Annotated in this window: 16 protein-coding genes; 11 read left to right on the top strand and 5 right to left on the bottom strand. The window is 74.4% G+C overall.

What is annotated here, in order from left to right:
• Positions 1–116: 116 nt before the first annotated feature.
• From ACZ66Z_RS20865 to ACZ66Z_RS20850, 4 genes are all read left to right on the top strand, one after another.
• Complete coding sequence (locus ACZ66Z_RS20865) at positions 117–2,588, top strand: tetratricopeptide repeat protein (RefSeq protein ID WP_469935974.1); 2,472 nt, start codon at positions 117–119, stop codon at positions 2,586–2,588.
• 346 nt (positions 2,589–2,934) lie between these two features.
• Positions 2,935–3,336, top strand: coding sequence for a VOC family protein (locus ACZ66Z_RS20860; protein WP_469935973.1), 402 nt, complete (start codon positions 2,935–2,937; stop codon positions 3,334–3,336).
• Between the two features lie 90 nt (positions 3,337–3,426).
• Positions 3,427–3,681: a hypothetical protein gene (locus ACZ66Z_RS20855; RefSeq protein ID WP_469935972.1), complete on the top strand. Its 255-nt coding sequence runs from the start codon at positions 3,427–3,429 to the stop codon at positions 3,679–3,681.
• Between the two features lie 301 nt (positions 3,682–3,982).
• The gene (locus tag ACZ66Z_RS20850) at positions 3,983–4,441 is read left to right on the top strand and encodes a group II truncated hemoglobin (RefSeq protein WP_469935971.1); all 459 of its coding nucleotides are present in this window, start codon (positions 3,983–3,985) and stop codon (positions 4,439–4,441) included.
• A 187-nt stretch (positions 4,442–4,628) separates the two neighbouring features.
• Here ACZ66Z_RS20850 and ACZ66Z_RS20845 read toward each other — a convergent pair whose 3' ends face one another.
• Together ACZ66Z_RS20845 and ACZ66Z_RS20840 are read right to left on the bottom strand one after the other, a co-directional pair.
• Positions 4,629–4,802: a CsbD family protein gene (locus ACZ66Z_RS20845; protein WP_469935970.1), complete on the bottom strand. Its 174-nt coding sequence runs from the start codon at positions 4,800–4,802 to the stop codon at positions 4,629–4,631.
• A 200-nt stretch (positions 4,803–5,002) separates the two neighbouring features.
• Positions 5,003–5,530: an HAD domain-containing protein gene (locus ACZ66Z_RS20840; protein WP_469935969.1), complete on the bottom strand. Its 528-nt coding sequence runs from the start codon at positions 5,528–5,530 to the stop codon at positions 5,003–5,005.
• 504 nt (positions 5,531–6,034) lie between these two features.
• Between ACZ66Z_RS20840 and ACZ66Z_RS20835 the strand changes: the two genes are divergently transcribed.
• From ACZ66Z_RS20835 to ACZ66Z_RS20825, 3 genes are all read left to right on the top strand, one after another.
• On the top strand, positions 6,035–6,322 hold the full coding sequence (locus ACZ66Z_RS20835; RefSeq protein WP_469935967.1) for a hypothetical protein: 288 nt from the start codon (positions 6,035–6,037) through the stop codon (positions 6,320–6,322).
• Between the two features lie 199 nt (positions 6,323–6,521).
• A complete protein-coding gene (locus ACZ66Z_RS20830; protein WP_469935965.1) occupies positions 6,522–6,830 on the top strand; it encodes a hypothetical protein in 309 nt (102 codons plus the stop codon).
• A gap of 199 nt (positions 6,831–7,029) precedes the next feature.
• Entirely contained in the window at positions 7,030–7,215 is a 186-nt protein-coding gene (locus ACZ66Z_RS20825) for a hypothetical protein (protein WP_469935963.1), read from the top strand.
• 619 nt (positions 7,216–7,834) lie between these two features.
• Here ACZ66Z_RS20825 and ACZ66Z_RS20820 read toward each other — a convergent pair.
• On the bottom strand, positions 7,835–8,965 hold the full coding sequence (locus tag ACZ66Z_RS20820) for a glutamate--cysteine ligase (protein WP_469935961.1): 1,131 nt from the start codon (positions 8,963–8,965) through the stop codon (positions 7,835–7,837).
• Positions 8,966–9,362: 397 nt separating this feature from the next.
• On the opposite strand from ACZ66Z_RS20820, the gene ACZ66Z_RS20815 reads away from it, so the two are divergent.
• Genes ACZ66Z_RS20815 through ACZ66Z_RS20805 form a run of 3 tightly spaced genes read left to right on the top strand, consistent with a single transcriptional unit; the run spans position 9,363 to position 12,816 of the window.
• Positions 9,363–10,691 carry a uracil-xanthine permease family protein gene (locus tag ACZ66Z_RS20815; RefSeq protein ID WP_469936247.1) on the top strand — a complete coding sequence of 443 codons (1,329 nt, stop codon included), beginning with the start codon at positions 9,363–9,365 and terminating at the stop codon, positions 10,689–10,691.
• Positions 10,688–12,109 (top strand): amidohydrolase family protein, encoded by a 1,422-nt coding sequence (locus ACZ66Z_RS20810; RefSeq protein ID WP_469935959.1) that lies wholly within the window; start codon positions 10,688–10,690, stop codon positions 12,107–12,109. Before ACZ66Z_RS20815 ends, ACZ66Z_RS20810 begins: the two co-directional genes overlap by 4 nt.
• Positions 12,106–12,816 (top strand): sulfite exporter TauE/SafE family protein, encoded by a 711-nt coding sequence (locus ACZ66Z_RS20805; RefSeq protein WP_469935957.1) that lies wholly within the window; start codon positions 12,106–12,108, stop codon positions 12,814–12,816. Before ACZ66Z_RS20810 ends, ACZ66Z_RS20805 begins: the two co-directional genes overlap by 4 nt.
• Before the next feature lie 61 nt (positions 12,817–12,877).
• On the opposite strand, the gene ACZ66Z_RS20800 is transcribed toward ACZ66Z_RS20805, so the two are convergent.
• The gene (locus ACZ66Z_RS20800) at positions 12,878–13,936 is read right to left on the bottom strand and encodes a LacI family DNA-binding transcriptional regulator (RefSeq protein ID WP_469935955.1); all 1,059 of its coding nucleotides are present in this window, start codon (positions 13,934–13,936) and stop codon (positions 12,878–12,880) included.
• Between the two features lie 352 nt (positions 13,937–14,288).
• Here ACZ66Z_RS20800 and ACZ66Z_RS20795 point away from each other — a divergent pair, with 352 nt between their 5' ends.
• Positions 14,289–15,107 carry an SDR family NAD(P)-dependent oxidoreductase gene (locus tag ACZ66Z_RS20795; protein WP_469935953.1) on the top strand — a complete coding sequence of 273 codons (819 nt, stop codon included), beginning with the start codon at positions 14,289–14,291 and terminating at the stop codon, positions 15,105–15,107.
• A 113-nt stretch (positions 15,108–15,220) separates the two neighbouring features.
• Here the strand turns inward: ACZ66Z_RS20795 and ACZ66Z_RS20790 are convergent, their stop codons facing one another.
• Positions 15,221–15,652 (bottom strand): hypothetical protein, encoded by a 432-nt coding sequence (locus ACZ66Z_RS20790; protein WP_469935951.1) that lies wholly within the window; start codon positions 15,650–15,652, stop codon positions 15,221–15,223.
• Positions 15,653–15,659: the final 7 nt, after the last annotated feature.

Here is a 15,659-nt window from a genome sequence, read left to right as displayed (position 1 = left end):
AAGAATCGCCAACCGCAACGACACCCGCTCCCGGCCCCCGCAGGAGCCGTACGGGCGCCCCGCACCTCGGACGGCCACCTGCCGAAGTCCCCGTCGCTGCTGCCAGACTGAGCCGCATGGCCGCTGCCCCGAACGCCCCGAGACCGTCGATGCGCGAGCTGATCCAGCGGCGCAGGCGCGCCGAATTCCTGGGGCGGGGGGCCGAACTCGACGCCTACCGCAGGAACTTCGCCCTGGGCATCGAGGACCCGGCGTACCGCTTCCTCTTCCACGTCCGGGGCAACGCCGGCATCGGCAAGTCGTCCCTGGTCCGCGAGCTGGAGCGGATCGCCGGCGAGCACGGGGCGGTGACCGCGCGCATCGACGACTCGGTGGGCGGCGCCGTGGAGGTCATGGCGGCGGTCAGCGTCCGGGCCGGCGAGCTCGGGCACCCGTTGAAGGCGGTCGACCGGCTGCTCCACACCTACCGGCAGCGTCGGCACGAGGCCGAGTCCGCCCTCGGCGCCCCCGGCGGCGACCCGGCAGGCCCGAGCGCGCCGTCCCCGGCCGCGCGCGTCACCGCACAGGCGGCGCTCACCGGTCTGGGCATGCTGCCGGTCGTCGGGACGCTCGCCGGCGCGCTCGATCCCGGCCGGATCGCGGAGGGCGCCGACCGGCTGCGGACCGTGCTCAGCACCCGGCTGCGCAGCCACGACGACGTCCAGCTCGTGCTCGACCCGCTGTCGGTCCTCACCCCGGTGTTCGTGGCGGAGGTCGGCCGGATCGCGGCGGAGGTCCCCTGGGTGGCGCTGTTCCTCGACACGTACGAACGGACCGCGCCGTTCCTGGACCGCTGGCTGTGCGACCTGCTGGCCGGCGAACGGCACGGGGCGCTGCCCGGCAACGTCGTCGTGACCCTCGCCGGCCAGCGCTCCCTCGATCCGGTGTACTGGGCGGACTGGGCCGACCTCGTCGTCGACCTCCCGCTGGCCCCGTTCTCCGAGTCGGAGACCCGCAGCCTCCTGAGCGGTCGGGGGGTGCTGTCCGAGTCCGTGGTGCAGGACGTGCTGAGGCTCTCCCACGGCCTGCCCGTCCTGGTGTCCACCCTGGCGGAGACCGCCGCGCAGGCCGGCGCCGTCGACGACCCGAGCACGACGGCGGTCGAGCGGTTCCTGAAGTGGGAGGCCGATCCGGTGCGTCGGGCGGCGGCCCTCGCCGGGGCGCTGCCGCGCCGCCTGGACGAGGACGTCTTCCGGGCGGCGGCCGACGGGCCCGGCGCGGACCTCTTCGGCTGGCTGCGGGCCCTGCCGTTCGTGGACGTCCTCGGCGGCCGGGTGCGGTACCACGACGTCGTACGGGCTCCGATGCTGCGGCTGCAGCGGACCACGTCCGCCGACCGCTGGCGGGCCGCGCACGAGCGGCTCGCGGAGTGCTGCGCGGGCCGCCGGGAGGCCGAGGAGCGGGGCCTCGTCCCGCACCTGCGCTGGGCCGAGGAAGGCTGGCGGGCGGCGCGTCTCGAGGAGGCGTACCACCTGTTGTGCGCCCGCCCGCGCGAGGCGCTGCCCGCCGTCCTGTGCGACGGCATCGACGCCTGCGAAGAGGGGCCCGAGGTGGCCCGCCGCTGGGCGGGCACCGTCGCGGAGGCGGGAGAGGACGGCGACGTGCCGGTGCTGCGCGAGTGGGGGACCGGGCTGCTCGGCGCGCTGCGGGACGAGGAGCGCGGCACGATCGCGGTGCTCGGCATGCTCCTCGGCCGGGCCGGACTCACCGACTCCGAGCGGACCAGGGCGCTGTCGGTCCGGGGGCAGGCGCACCGCCGGGGCAGAGAGTACGCGGAGGCCTTCGCCGACTTCGACCGGGCGATCGCTCTGACGCCCGGCGCCCCCCGGCCGTACACGGAGCGGGCGGTGGCCCACCGCGACCTGGGGGCCTTCGACAGGGCCCTCGAGGACCACGACCGGGCTTGTGACCTGGCACCCGACGGAGAGCGGGCCCTGGGGCACCGCGGAGAGACGTACAGGCTGGCGGGCCGGCTGGACGAGGCCCTGGCGGACTTCGACCGGGCCCTCGCCATCGCCCCCGCGACGACCTGGGCCCTGGCGAGCCGCGCGGACGTGCTGCGCCGGCTCGGCCGCCCGCGGGAGGCACTGACCGACCTCGACCGGGCACTGGTCCTGGAGCCGGACTACGTGTGGGCTCTGGTACGGCGCTCACGGCTCAGGCGCGCGCTGGGCGACGTCGCCGGCGGGCTCGTGGACCTGGACCGGGCGCAGGACCTGTCCCCGAACGACCCGTGGCTGGTGGGCGAGCGGGGCGAGACGCTGCGGGAGCGGGGGCGGCACGCGGAGGCCGTCGCCCAGTACGACCGGGCCCTGGAGCTCGACCCCGACTACGCCTGGGCGCTCGGCAGCCGCGCCCTCGCGCAGCACGCCCTGGGCCGGAGCGATCTGGCGCTCGCGGACCTGGACCGGGCGCTCGCCATGGACCCGGAGTACGCCTGGGCCAGGGCGCGGCGGGCCGAGATCGTGGCGGCGGGCGCCGGGCAGGACGGGCCCGCCCCGCCCGGCGCCCGCTCGGCCGCGGGCACGGGGCCGCGCCCCGGGACCTGATCAGACGCTCGCGATCCCCGAGGAAACCGGCCGGACACTCTGACCGTCATCCCGGCAGCGGCCGCTGCTCCTGCCCCTGCCCCTGCCCCTGCGCACGGGCCCCTTGCGACCCGGCTTCCGTGACGCGTACGGCCGGACCCGAAGCGACCGTTCGCGACACGGCTCCGGTCGCGACGAGCCGTCCCTCACCACGACGCCGGTCGACGACGCGGAACGTCCACCGACGTCCGTTCGGGTGGCCGTCGGACCCCGCTTTCCGGATCCTGTCGGACTCGCGCCCCCGGCGCGGCCGGGAGGACGACAACTCGCCCCGTCTGCAAGGGAGCTGAGCGGGCATACGGGGTCCATGACCGTTTCCAAGACCAGCGTCCTCGTCCTCGACAGCACCGATCCCGAACCCCTCGCCCGCTTCTACGCCGAGCTGCTCGACGGCACCGTCGAGCCGAGCGGTGGCGACCACGACCTGCTGTTGATCTCCGGCGCCTCCGGGGTCGCCCTGGGCATCCATCGCGATCCCGGCCACGCGCCGCCGAGCTGGCCGCGGCCGGACGACTCCCAGCAGTCCCACCTGTGGATCATCGTGGCCCCCGAGGCGCTCGACGAGGCCGAGCGCGAAGCGGTCTCCCTGGGCGCGCGCCCGGTGACCGCCGAGCAGAACGGGACCCGGACGGACCGGCGCACCGATGTGCGCCGCTTCATGGACCCGGCCGGGCACACCTTCGTGCTGGCCCCCGCGCTCGGTGTTTGACCGTGGGACCGGGGGGCAGCCGCTCCCCGTGCCGGCCCGCCCGCACAAGGCGGCCGGCACGGGGACATTCCCGCGAGACAGGAGGAGACCATGGGACATCACGAGCGCCGACGCACACTGCCCGCGGACACGCCGCCACGGACCACCCCCTCCGAGGCCGTCGGCGAGAGCGGCGACGTCGAAGCGCGACGGGAGGCCGAGGAGGCGGAGCGGAGCCGGCGGGGCGAGGCCACGGACGGCGAGCGCGACGAGGGCGGCATGAGCGCCAAGCGTCAGGCCCCGGGCCTGGGCCGCGAGGAGCAGCGCCGTCCGCTCGGCCGGAGGGGCGACGCCGAGGGGAACTGAGACCCGCCTGTCGGTCGGGCCTGCCGGTCGGGCCTGCCGGTCGGGCCTGTCGGTCGGGTGGGAGCCGGCTGACGAGGGCCGCGGCGGTTGCGCTGCCGAGGCGGGCGCAGCCGCTTCCGTCCTGGCGGGTGACAGCGGCGCGGACGCCAGGGCCGCACCGGCCCCCGACCGACGGTTCCCGGACCGACGCCTCTTCGCCCGGGCTCCTGCGGCGTCTCGCCTCGCCGAGAGCGAACATCCTTGGATCCGGGTGGTGTTGGGTGAAGGGTGGGAGGAAGCAACCCGATCCCGGAGGGCCTCCATGAGCGCCGAGCACACGAACACCCTGTACGAGGCCGTGGGCGGCGCCGACGCGCTGCGCCGGCTCTCCGAGACGTTCTACGAGGAGGTCCTGGCCGACCCGCTCCTGGCCCCCGTCTTCGCCGACTTCACCGCCGCCCACGTGGAGCACGTGGCTGTGTGGCTGGCGGAGGTCTTCTCGGGACCGGCCGCGTTCACGGCGGAGCACGGAGGGCACCAGGCCCTGCTCCGCGCCCACCTCGGACTCGGCATCACGGAGGAGCAGCGGTTGCGCTGGATGGAGTTGATGACGGAGGCCGTGGAGAAGGAACTGCCGGACGACGCCCTGCTGCGTCGCCGGGTGGTGGAGTACTTCGACTGGGGCACGCGGATCGCCAAGGACGTCTCGGCCTCCGCCCCGGGCACCGACCTCGGCGCCCCCGGCCCCACCCCGCGCTGGGGCTGGGACGGCCTCGCCTGACCCCGCCGCCACGCCAGGACCGAGGCCGCCGGACCGGGAGCCCGGGGGCCCGCCTCCGGGCTCCGTGGCCTTCAGGAAGCTCCCTCAGGACGACATCCCGGAGCAAGGCGTGGCGAGACCTCGACGTGCTGCAACCGGCGCTCGCTCGTGCCCGGCCTCCCGCAGGTGATCCGGTGTCGACTCCGGCTCAGTGTTTGAAGGCGTCCTTGCCCCGCTCCTTCGCTTCGCGCGCCTTGCCACGGGTCTCCAGGGCCGCGCCCTTCACCCTGAGACTCTGGTTGCCCACCGCGCGTGCGGTCTTCCTCACGGCCTTGCCGACCACCTGCTCGGCCTTGGCTTTGATCTTCTCGCTGGCACTCATGTCTCTTCCTCCCTCCCTTCCCCTACCCGTGTACGGAAAGAAAAAGAGGCGCCCGAGTCGCGTGATGCTTCCCACCGCACGCGGAATCCGATCTGAACCGGCGGCCGGACGTCGATCGCCGAGGGGGCGGCGGCTTCTTCGGCAGCGAGGAGGCCGCCGGGGTACCCGCCAGCGGCGTGCCGGGCCGTTTCCGGGCGGACCTATGCCCCGAACGGCTGTCGCAACCATGAGGCGAGGGCCGCGTAGTCGCCGTCGGTGAGACCGAGGCGGGCATCGACCCGGTGGACCAGGGCGTGTCCCTCGTGACGGGCTGCGATCCAGGCCCGATCCGTGTCGGTGACCTCGTCGTCGACCCATACGAACGGCCGCCCCGCCGCCCAGTCGACAAGGGGACGGGTCTTCCAGTGCAACCCGTCGCGTTCGTCCTGATCGTCGACGTCTGACGGCTCCGGCCAGACGACCGCGGCGAGATGCCGGAGACCGAGCAGCGGGGCGATGCACTCGTTCGCCTCGTCCCCCCACGTCGTGGCCCAGACCAGCTCACGGCCAAGTGCGACCAGCCTGGCCCCGTGCCGGGGATCGACCCTGGTCAGGAGCGGGTTCGAGGCAGCTTCACGCAGATCGGGTCCGAGCGCGTGGGTCGCGTACTCCTGCGGCTCCGCCCCGAACGGGATGAGCGGTCCGTCGACGTCGAGGAACAGCAGGGGAAGCCGCACGGAGCCAGTCACAACAGCAGCCGATCGACGAGTACATGCCTTCCTGTACCGCGCCGCCCGCCAGTCACCGACCCTGGCACTCGCGGCGGCGTAGCGACCGATCCCGTGCTCCCGGCGCCACCGGTGCCGGGAGCACGGGAGGACCTGACGGCCCTACGGCACCTTTCCCGCGAAGGCGCGCGGGGGCCGTCCTCCAGCCGGCGCACCAAGCACCCCCGCGCGAGGGGCGCTCCGCACCGCCGGACGTGGCCGTCCGACCGCACGGGGGAAGCCCATCAGCGGAACAGGCGAACACCTCCGTCGAGGATCAGGCGGGAGCCGCTGTTGTCCCTGGTCGGCGCGGAGCGCGCCGACCAGGACGGCGACGCCGTGCAGGAGCCGCCGGAGGTCCGCCCCCGCGGACGAGCCGGCGGCCGAACGGCCCTGCCCCCGTTTTCCGGCCCGACGATGCGGAAGTCCCTTCCAACGGGACCGCGTCCACCGGTGAACGGCGCGGATCGGGGTACACGGGCGGGCATGGCACCGAAGACCGAACAGTTCCTGCGGGCCGTGCGGCAGCTGCGCCGGGTCCGTGCCCTCTACGCGTCAGGCGTCCTGTTGTGGGCGGCTGCCGCGGCCTGGACGGGCGGGTCCCGTCCGGGGAGCCCGCAGATGTGGGTCTCCCTGCTCCTCCTGGTGGTTTTCGCCGGTCTGCTGTGCACGGCCTGTGTGTGGCTGCGGCGGCTCCAGGCGGCCCCGGGGCACCGGCCCGCGCATCACGCCGCACCTCGACGGGCCCTCGCCTCCCACCATGCGAGCGTGTGAACCCGACCCCGCACGGACCTGGAACTCCGGAGCGCGCAGGGGTGGCCGCGTCCTTCCCCGCCCGGAGGCGGCAGTGGCGCGGACCGGGGCGAAAACGGCGCCGCCCCGCGGCGGCGGACGCCGGGTCCGAGGCCGTTCAGGACGGGTTCACCACGCGGGACGACACGACACTCACCCCCGACTCATGCGAGGAGACGCCATGAGCACCTTCGTCATCACCGTTCCCGGCACCTTCACCTCCGACATCACCGACTCCGCCCGATCGACTTTCGAACGCAGGCTGGCCCCCCAGCACACGGACGTCAGCGAGAGCGAAGGCCTGAACCTCCTCACCCTGAACGAGGACAACACCTTCTCCGTCCGGCTGGAAGTCGATGCCGCAGACCCGTACGAGGCCAAACTGGACGCCACGAGGCTCGTTTCGGCCGCGCTGGAAAAGGCGGGAATCGCGAAGTCCGACGCCCCGCTCGGCCCCCCGGCCGTCACCGGTCTCAACAGCGATCTCTAGCCCTGCGCACCGTGCAACAGCCGCGGCGCAAGGCCCCCGAGATCCTCAACGAGCCTCGAGCGGCATCGAGTTCCGCCCGGCGCGGGCGCCGAACCACCGAGTCCGGCCTGACGAGCCGGGGAAGGTCGAGGGCCGTCCCGCCGGCTTGTGACGACGATGCGAGGGCATACGAGCAGCAACCTTCGAAAGGAGCTCTCTCATGCTCGGCATAGTCGCGGCGGTGCTGTTCTTCTTCGCGTTCCTGATCAACGCGGCGGACATCGCCACCAACGATGTGTTCACCTCGACGAACCTGATGCTGCTCGGGCTGACCGCCCTCGCCCTCCAGGTGGCGGGCATCGGTGCCAACCGCGGCGCCAGACGGCGGCCCTGGTCCCGTTCGTGAGGCCCCGCCGCCTCCCGTGGCCATGAAGCGGCCGAGGAAGTGAGCGTCCAGGAACGGCCGGCCTCGTCCGGATCGTCCTGGCGGTGCGCGGCGGCGAGCCCTCTGCGTCCAGCCCTGTGTCCGCTCCGCCGTCGACCGCTTTGGACGGGCCTGGAGTGAGACGGAGAATCGGGGGCAGGCGATCGCCGAGCGCATAGGACCGCTCTCGCCGCCCGTGCACCTGTTGTCTCCCCCTTCCGGCAGGTGCACGGGCGGCTCTGAACGGCCCGCACCAGGCAGGGGTGCGGGCCGTTCGGCATGAGGAGGCCGGGAGGGAACGCCTGCTGGGAGGGCGGATCTGGGGCGTAAGGCCTCGCCGACCGGGCTTCCCGTACGACCGGGCTTACCGGGCTTCCCGTACGACCGGGCTTACCGGGCTTCCCGTACGTCCGAGGTTCCCGTACGCCCACGTGGAACCGCCGGCCGACGCCGGGGCCGGCGGCACCGCCCCCGCCCCCGGCATCGTTCTCCGCACCGGCCGAAGGGCCCTTCGGCCCCCACGACTCCGCTCCTGCTGACGAAAACGTCCGCCTGAGCGGTCCGGGGGGCCGGGAGGAAGGTGGGGGACCGCCTTCGGAAGCTACCCCTCCTGAGTACCGTCCTCCGTGGTGATCCGGGCGCAGGCGCGGACGACCTCGCCGAGTTCCATCCCACCGGCGAGGAGGTCGCGCTGGCGCCGGGCCCCTCCGCCGCGTACCAGGAGGTCCTTGAGGGCGGCGCGCGCCCGGTCGAGGTCACCGGTCTCCCGCAGGGCGTCCTCGGTGTGCGCGATGAAGGCGTCGAAGGCCGCCTCCGGCGGGATCGGCCGCAGCGTCTGGGGGTCGAGCAGGGGGCCCTCCGGTCCCGACCGGGCGGCCTGCCAGGCCGCGAGCCGGAGCAGTTCGATCGGGACGCGGGGCACGGGCTCTCCCGACCGCCAGGCCCGCGCCTCGGTCTCGACCAGGGCCCGGGCGAGGGTGGCCACCAGCACCGTGGTGTCGGGTTCGAGACAGACGTCGGCGACGCGGATCTCGACGGTGGGGAAGTTGTGGGAGAGGCGGGCGTCGAAGTAGATCATGCCCTGGTCGCGCAGGACCCCGGTGCCCAGCATGTCGCGCACGCGGGCGTGGTAGCCGGCCGCGCTGCCGAACGGCTCGTACGGGCCCGCGGAGGGGAGGCGGTACCAGACCCGGCTGCGGTAGCTGGCGTATCCCGTGTCCTTCCCCTGCCAGTAGGGCGAATTGGCGCTGATCGCGGTCAGGAGCGGCAGCCACGTACGGATCCGGTCGAGGACCGCGACGCCCTCCTCGTCCGACTCGACGGAGACGTGCACGTGACATCCGCCGGTGAGCTGCTCCTCCGTGGTCAGGGCGAACTGGTCGGCCATCCAGCGGTACCGCCTCCCGAGGTTCCGGGAGGGCTGCACGGCGAGCGGCGAGGTCGCCAGCGCGGCGACCTGGGCGCCGACGCCTTCGGCGTGGCGCCCGGCCTCGCCGCGCCACCGGACGATCTCCTCGCGCAGCGCGCCCATGTCGCTGACGGGACGGGTGGCGAATTCCAGCTGCTCCTGGTGCAGCTCCTTCTCGAAGACGTCCCCCGCCTCTTCCCCGGCGGCCGCGGCGAGTACGGCGGACGACAGGGCGAGCGGTTCGCCGGTCCGGGCGCTGACGAGCAGCAGCTCCTCCTCCACGCCTACCGTGCGGGTCCTGTGCTGCGTCGGGGTCTGGGTCACGCGGTTCTTCCTTCCGGGGTGGAGCATCGCTGATCTTCGGTGCGCCTCAGGCGCTTACCCCGGATCGGGCGGATCAGCCGAGCGGACACGGACGCTCCTCGCGCCCGCTCGTCCGCCGGATCTCTTGACGGCCCCGGCGCGTCCTCACATACTGGCGGCCAAATCGATTTGGCCAAATCGATTTGGCTCCCCGTCCGGGGCCGGATCGCGGCTGAACCACGACGTATCGAACGCCGAACGGAGCTCGAACGTGTCCAGTCCCCGCCCCCGCCCGTCGCTGCCCCCGTCCTCGTCCTCAGTCCCGTCCTCGTCCTCCCCTCCGCTCCCGACCCCGGCCGCGTCGCCGGACGGGGCGCCGGACACCCCCCTCGCCGACGGCCCTCCGGTGCCGCCGGCGGTGCACCCCGTCGACGAGCGCCGTCCGCTCGGCCGGATCCTGCTGTTCGGGATCCAGCACGTGCTCGTGATGGCGGCCACGCCGATCTCCGCGATCTTCCTGATGAGCGCCACCCTGCGGCTCGACGCCGGGTTGACCGTCGACCTGCTGTCCGCGGCCTTCGTGCTGTCCGGCATCGGTTCGCTCGTCCAGTCGCTCGGCCCCTGGAAGTTCGGGCCCCGGCTGCCGTTCGTGATGCTGCCGGGCGGCGCCCCGCTCGTGCTCTTCCTGGCCATCGCCGGCCAGCACGGCCTGCCGACGGCGTGCGGCGCGGTCATCCTCACCGCGCTGTTCTCCTTCGTCGTGCTGCCCCTCTTCTCCCGGCTGCTCGCGTTCTTCCCCGGCCTGGTGATCGGCACGATGATCGTCATCGTCGGCGTGAACCTGGTGAAGGTGGGCGCCGTCCTGGTCACCGGCCGCCCCGGCGAACCGGGCTTCGCCCAGCCGCAGAACCTCCTGCTCGGCATCGCGACGATCGGCTTCACCGTCGCGTTCTACCTGCTGTTCTCCGGCATCGTGCGTCAACTCGCCGTCATGCTCGGCCTGCTGGCCGGCACCGCGCTCGCCGCCGCGCTCGGCCGCGTCCCCCTCGGCCACGCCGCCGACGGCGGGCTGCTCGGCCTGCCGCACCTGATGCCCTTCGGCACCCCGCGCTTCGACCTGCTCGCCGCACTGCCCCTGATGCTCTACAGCCTCGCCTCGATGGCCGAGGCCACCGGCCAGACCGTCATCAACGCACAGGCCGTCGGCAAGGAGATCGACCCGCGCCTCCACGTGCCCAGGACCGTCCGCGGCGACGCCCTCACCTCCCTGTTCGGCGGCTTCTTCGGACTGCCGCTCATGGTGACCAGCGGCGAGAACATCGGCATCGTCCGGGTCACCGGCGTCCGCAGCCGCTTCGTCACCGCGACCGCCGGCGTCGCCCTCGTCGTCATCGGCTTCCTCGCCCCGGTCACCCGGGCGATCAGCGTCATCCCGTCCGCCGTCGTCGGCGGCACCGCGATGGTCGTGTTCGCCGTGATCACCGTGCTCGGCGTCCAGATGCTCGGCCGCTCCGACCTCGACCGGCACACCAGCACCTTCGTCTGCGCCGTCGCCCTCGCCCTCGGCCTGCTGCCGATCCTCGTCCCCGGCGTGTACGGCGGCTTCCCGCCCAACCTCCGCATCCTCCTCGAAAGCGGCGTCGCCGTCGGCGCGTTCGTCGCCGCCGTCCTCAACATCCTCTTCCACCACGTCCGGCCCGGCGTCGTCGCCCGGCTGGCCGGCCCCCGCACGGAAAGCGACCGATGAACCAGCACACCCCCCTGCGAGACCTGCTCGACCCGCCCGACCCGCTCCTCCTCGTCCCGGACGCCGTCCTCCTGCCCGAAGGCCCCGCCACCGGCCACGCCGTGGTCGTCACCGGCGGCGTCTTCACCGCGGTGGGACCGACCGGGGAGCTGGTCGGCCGCCACCCGGACACCACCCCCGTACGCCTCCCGGGCCACCTCCTCATGCCCGGCTTCGTCGACGCCCACCACCACCTCACCCAGAGCTTCGGCGCCGCCCTCGCCTTCGGCGAGCCCTCGGAGATCTTCCGCCGGGTGTGGGTGCCGCTGGAAGGCGCACTGGACGAGGAATCGGCCTACGTGGCCGCCAAGTTGGCCGCGCTCGAAGCACTGCGCGGCGGCTTCACCACCGTCACGGACGCCGGGACCCGCGCGGACGTCGACGTGGACGTGATCGCGACCGCCACCCGTGACGCCGGCCTCCGCTGCGTCCTGGGCCTCGTCTGCAACGACCGGGACGGCGCCGCCCCCACCGGCCCCGGCGTCCTGGAGCGCGCCGAGAAGCACCTCGCACGGTACGAGGGCGATCCCCTGGTCCACGCCTCCCTCGCCGTCTCCATCCCCGAGGCGGCCACCGAGGAGACGCTGCGCCGGACCGCCGCGCTCGCCGCGGCGGCCGGGGCCGTCGTCCAGATCCACGTCAACGAACACCTGGCCGCCGTCGAGCGGTCCCTCCTGACCCACGGCCTGCGGCCGCTGGAGCACCTGCACGCCATCGGCGCGCTCGGACCCCAGCTGCTCGCCGCGCACGCCACCCTGCTCACCCCGCGCGAACTCACCCTGCTCGCCACCACCGGAACCGCCGTGAGCTACAACCCCGTGGCCAGCGCCTGGAAGGGCAACGCCGTCGCGCCCGCCACCGCCATGGCCGAACGCGGCATCCGGTTCGGCCTCGGCACCGACGGCACCCGCGGGGACGGCTTCCGGCTCGCCGAGGCGGCCGAGTTCGCCCAACGGATCGCCTACGGGCTCGCCGGCGGGGACTCCTCGTGCGGCGCGGGCTGGACCTGGCTGGAGCACGCCACCCGCGGCGGCGCCGACGCCGTGGGCCTGGGCGTGCGCACCGGCACGATCGCCCCGGGCCTGGCGGCCGACTTCCTCCTCGTCGACGTCACCACCCCCGAACTCGCGCTCTCCCACGACCTGCCCTGGGAGCTGGTCCGGCGCGGCAACAGGGACCAGATCACGGCCGTCTTCGTCGCGGGACGCCTCAGAATGTGGTGCGGCGGACCGGTCGGCTGGGACGGGCCGGCACTGGTCCGGCGCGCCGCCGCACTGGCCGAGGCGACCGTGGCCCGGGCGGCGGTCACCCGCGTGCACCCGACGTCCACCCGGGCCCGCGCGGTCGTGGCCGACCGGGAACGGAGCACGGCGCGATGACCGGTGAGACCCTGACGGTGCTCGCGCTGACCGTGACCGCCGCCGCCTTCGTCCAGGGCAGCAGCGGCCTGGGCTTCGCGCTGATCGTCGCCCCGGTGGCCGGGATCATCGACCCCGGACTGCTTCCGGTGTTCGTCCTGGCGTCGATGCTGCCGCTCAACCTGTACGTCGCCTGGCGCGAGCGGGCCTCGCTCGATCTGCGCGGCGCGGGCTGGATCACCGCCGCGCGGCTCGCGGCGACCCCCGCCGGCCTGGCGCTGCTGTGGGTGATCCCGGACCGCCGACTCGGTCTGTACGTGGGCCTCGCGACCGTCCTGGCGGCCGTGGTGAGCCTGGCGGCACCGGCCTTCACACCGGGCAGGGCGGCCTATGTCGGCGCGGGCGCGGTGACCGGCCTGACGGAGACGGCGACGGGCGTCGGCGGCCCGCCGCTGGCCCTGGTCTACCAGCACCGGCCACCGGCCGAACTGCGCTCGACCGTGGCGTCCTGCTTCCTCGTCGGCGAAGTCGCCTCGCTGGCACTGCTGTTCGCGACCGGCCGGGGCGACACGGCGGACCTCGGCCTCGCCCTGGCGCTGGCACCCGCGATCGCCGTGGGCGCGTGGCTGAGCCGGCTGGTGCACCACCGGATCGACGCCCGCAGGATGCGCCTGTTCGTGCTGGTCTTCGCGCTGGTGTCGGGCGTGGTGCTCATGGTGGGCGTCTGATCCGGCCCGCCCGGCTGTCGGCTGCCGGCCGACAGCCGGGGGCGGCGGGCGCTACGGCGGCTCAGCGGCCCGTCGCCGGCGGGGGCGTCCGCAACGACGACCCGCGCGGGATCACCGTCGGAGGCGGCACCGTCACCACGGCCCCGGCCGGGGTGTCCCCCCGCAACCGTCCGAGCAACAGGTCCACGGCGGCCGCCGCCGCCCGGTCCAGGTGCAGGTCGACGGCGGTCAGCGGCGGCTGCGCGGTGCGGGCGCGCAGACCGTCGTAACGGGTGACGACCATGACGTCGTCGGGGACGGTGCGTCCGCTGTCCCGGACGGCCCGCAGCGCGCCCACGGCGAAGGCGTCGACCAGGGCGCACACCGCGTCGAGGTCGGGGTGCTCGGCGAGCAGGGCGGCGCACCGCTCGTAACCGGCCTGCTCACCACCGGCCTCCGGGGCGCTCGCCACGACCGGCTGCCAGCCGTGCTCGGCGGCCAGCCGCTCGTAGGCCGCGCGCGCGTCCACCGACGAGTGCCGGTCCCCGGAACCGACGATCAGGGCGGGCCGCCTCGCGCCCTGCTCGTGCAGATGGGTCAGGAGCGCCTCGGCGACGGCCGCCCCGTGCAGGTCGACGTACGGGACGGCCTCGTCCGGCGAGACGGGCCGGCCGAGCGCCACGTACGGCAGTCCGCGCTGCCGCAGCCGGGCCGCGGCGGCGTCGTCCACGTCGGGTTCCACGACGATGGCGCCGTCGATGTCGACCGAGTCCAGGGCGGCGCCCGACTGCACGGGCGGTACGAGCACGAGCGCGTAGTCGTGCAGGAGCGCGCTCTCGGCGGCCGCGGCGGCGACCTCCATGTAGAAGCCGAGCCGGGACGGGCCGCCCGCCACCGCGAAGGGCATCGACGAGGCGAGCGCGATCGCCCGGGCCTCGCCGCGCCGCAGCCGCTGGGCCCGCAGGTTGGGGCGGTAACCCAACTCGGCCGCCACCTGCTTGATGCGTTCACGGGTCCGGGGGTCGACCTTGCCGAGCCCGTTGAGGGCGTGCGAGACGGTGGTCCGCGACACCCCCGCCGTACGGGCCACGTCGGCGATCGTCGGCGGTCGCGGGCTCGCTCCGGACCCGGAAGGGGGCATCTGCCGTCGCTCCTCTGGTCGTGCCGCACGGCACGGGGTGGGCTGGTGGGACGTCCTATCTTCGCCGACGTCCGGAGCCGGCGGTACAGGACGTGCAGGCCGACCGGGCCGCGCCTGCCGTGCCCGCCCCGCCCGCCCCCGCGCCCTGCCGTCCGTACGGTCACTCGTCCCGACCCCCGTCCGTGATCACCCTCATGATCCGGCGTACGGCCCGCCCGGCGCCGGACCGCTCCCGGCCCCGCTCCCGACCGGTGCGTCCCGCCGTGTGCTCGCCGGCCGGGCCCCGGGACGGCGCGCGCCTGAGATCATCGGGACGGGGGACGGCGGACGAGACACGGGAGAGGCGGCGGACATGACGGACGAGCGCGTGTACCTGGTGACCGGAGGCGGGACGGGGATCGGGGCCGCGACCGCACGGTCGTTGACCCGGGCCGGACACAAGGTGGCGGTGTCCGGGCGCCGCCCCGAGCCGCTGCGGCTGGTCGCCGAGGAGACCGGCGCCCTGCCCGTGCCGTCGGACATCGGCGACCCCGCCGCGGTGGCCTCGCTCGTCGAGACGGTGGTCGGCACGTACGGACGGCTCGACGGCCTGGTGCTCAACGCCGGCATCGGACGGGGCGGCGGAGTGGGCGAGGTGACCCCGGAGGACTGGGACGAGGTCATGCGGACCAACCTCACCGGCCCGTTCCTGCTGCTGCGCGCCGCGCTCCCGCACCTGCTCGACGCCCGCGGCGCGGTGGTCGCGGTGGCCTCGGTGTCCGCCCTGCGCAACGGCGTCGGGAACGCCGCCTACGCCACCTCCAAGGCGGCGCTGCTCCAGCTGTGCCGCTCGCTCGCGGTCGACTACGGGGGCGCGGGGCTGCGCGCCAACACCGTGTGCCCGAGCTGGGTGCGCACCGACATGGCGGACCGCCGGATGAACCGGTTCGCCCAGGAGGCGGACCTGGGTGGGGACGGTCTGGAGGCGGCGTACGAGGAGGTGACCCGGGTCCTGCCCGCCGGGCGTCCCGGTGAGCCGCAGGAGGTCGCGGAGGCGGTCGCCTGGCTGCTGTCGCCCGCCGCCTCCTTCGTGAACGGTGCGGTGCTCACCGTCGACGGCGGCGCGACCGCGCTCGACCCGGGCACCCTCGGCTTCGAGTTCCGACTGGAACCACGCGCCCCGCGGACCTGACCGACGGTCACGGCCGGGGCAGCCCCCGCCGACCGCGGCACACGGGCCCGGTCCGCGGGGCACACGTCGTGCGTGCACGCCGTTCGTGTGCCGTGTGCGCCGTTCGTACGTCCTCAGCCGGGACCGGGCATGTGGTCCGGATGGCCCGGGGTGCGCCGTGCCTCCTTGAGCCGTGCTTCGTACAGATGGTTCCGCCCCCCGGCGAGCCGGGAGACGGCGAGCCGTTCCAGGGCCTTGAACGGCTCGTAGTACGTCCGGTCGTAGGAATCGACGATCTGGAACGTCCAGTGCCCGGGAATGACGTTGCGCCCGAGGACCTCGGTCTCCACCCGGTCGGCCCAGTCGCCGTGGCCGGCGTCCCGCAGCAGGCGCACCGCGCGGTCGAGCTCGAAGTCGGCGGTGCCCGTCAGCTGATGGAAGCCGTAGAGGGCGCCGCGGGCCCGCTCGACCGTCTCCAGCGCCTTGGACAGGGACCCCAGCGCCTCGACCGTGGCGTCACTGACGTCCGGGGCCGGCCGGTGGGCGGACTCGTCACTGGGGCACATGGAACAC

This window comes from Streptomyces sp. NPDC107498 (assembly GCF_055582805.1).
The sequence above is the reverse complement of the archived record's forward strand: the minus strand, read 5'-3'. Positions and strand labels throughout refer to the sequence as shown.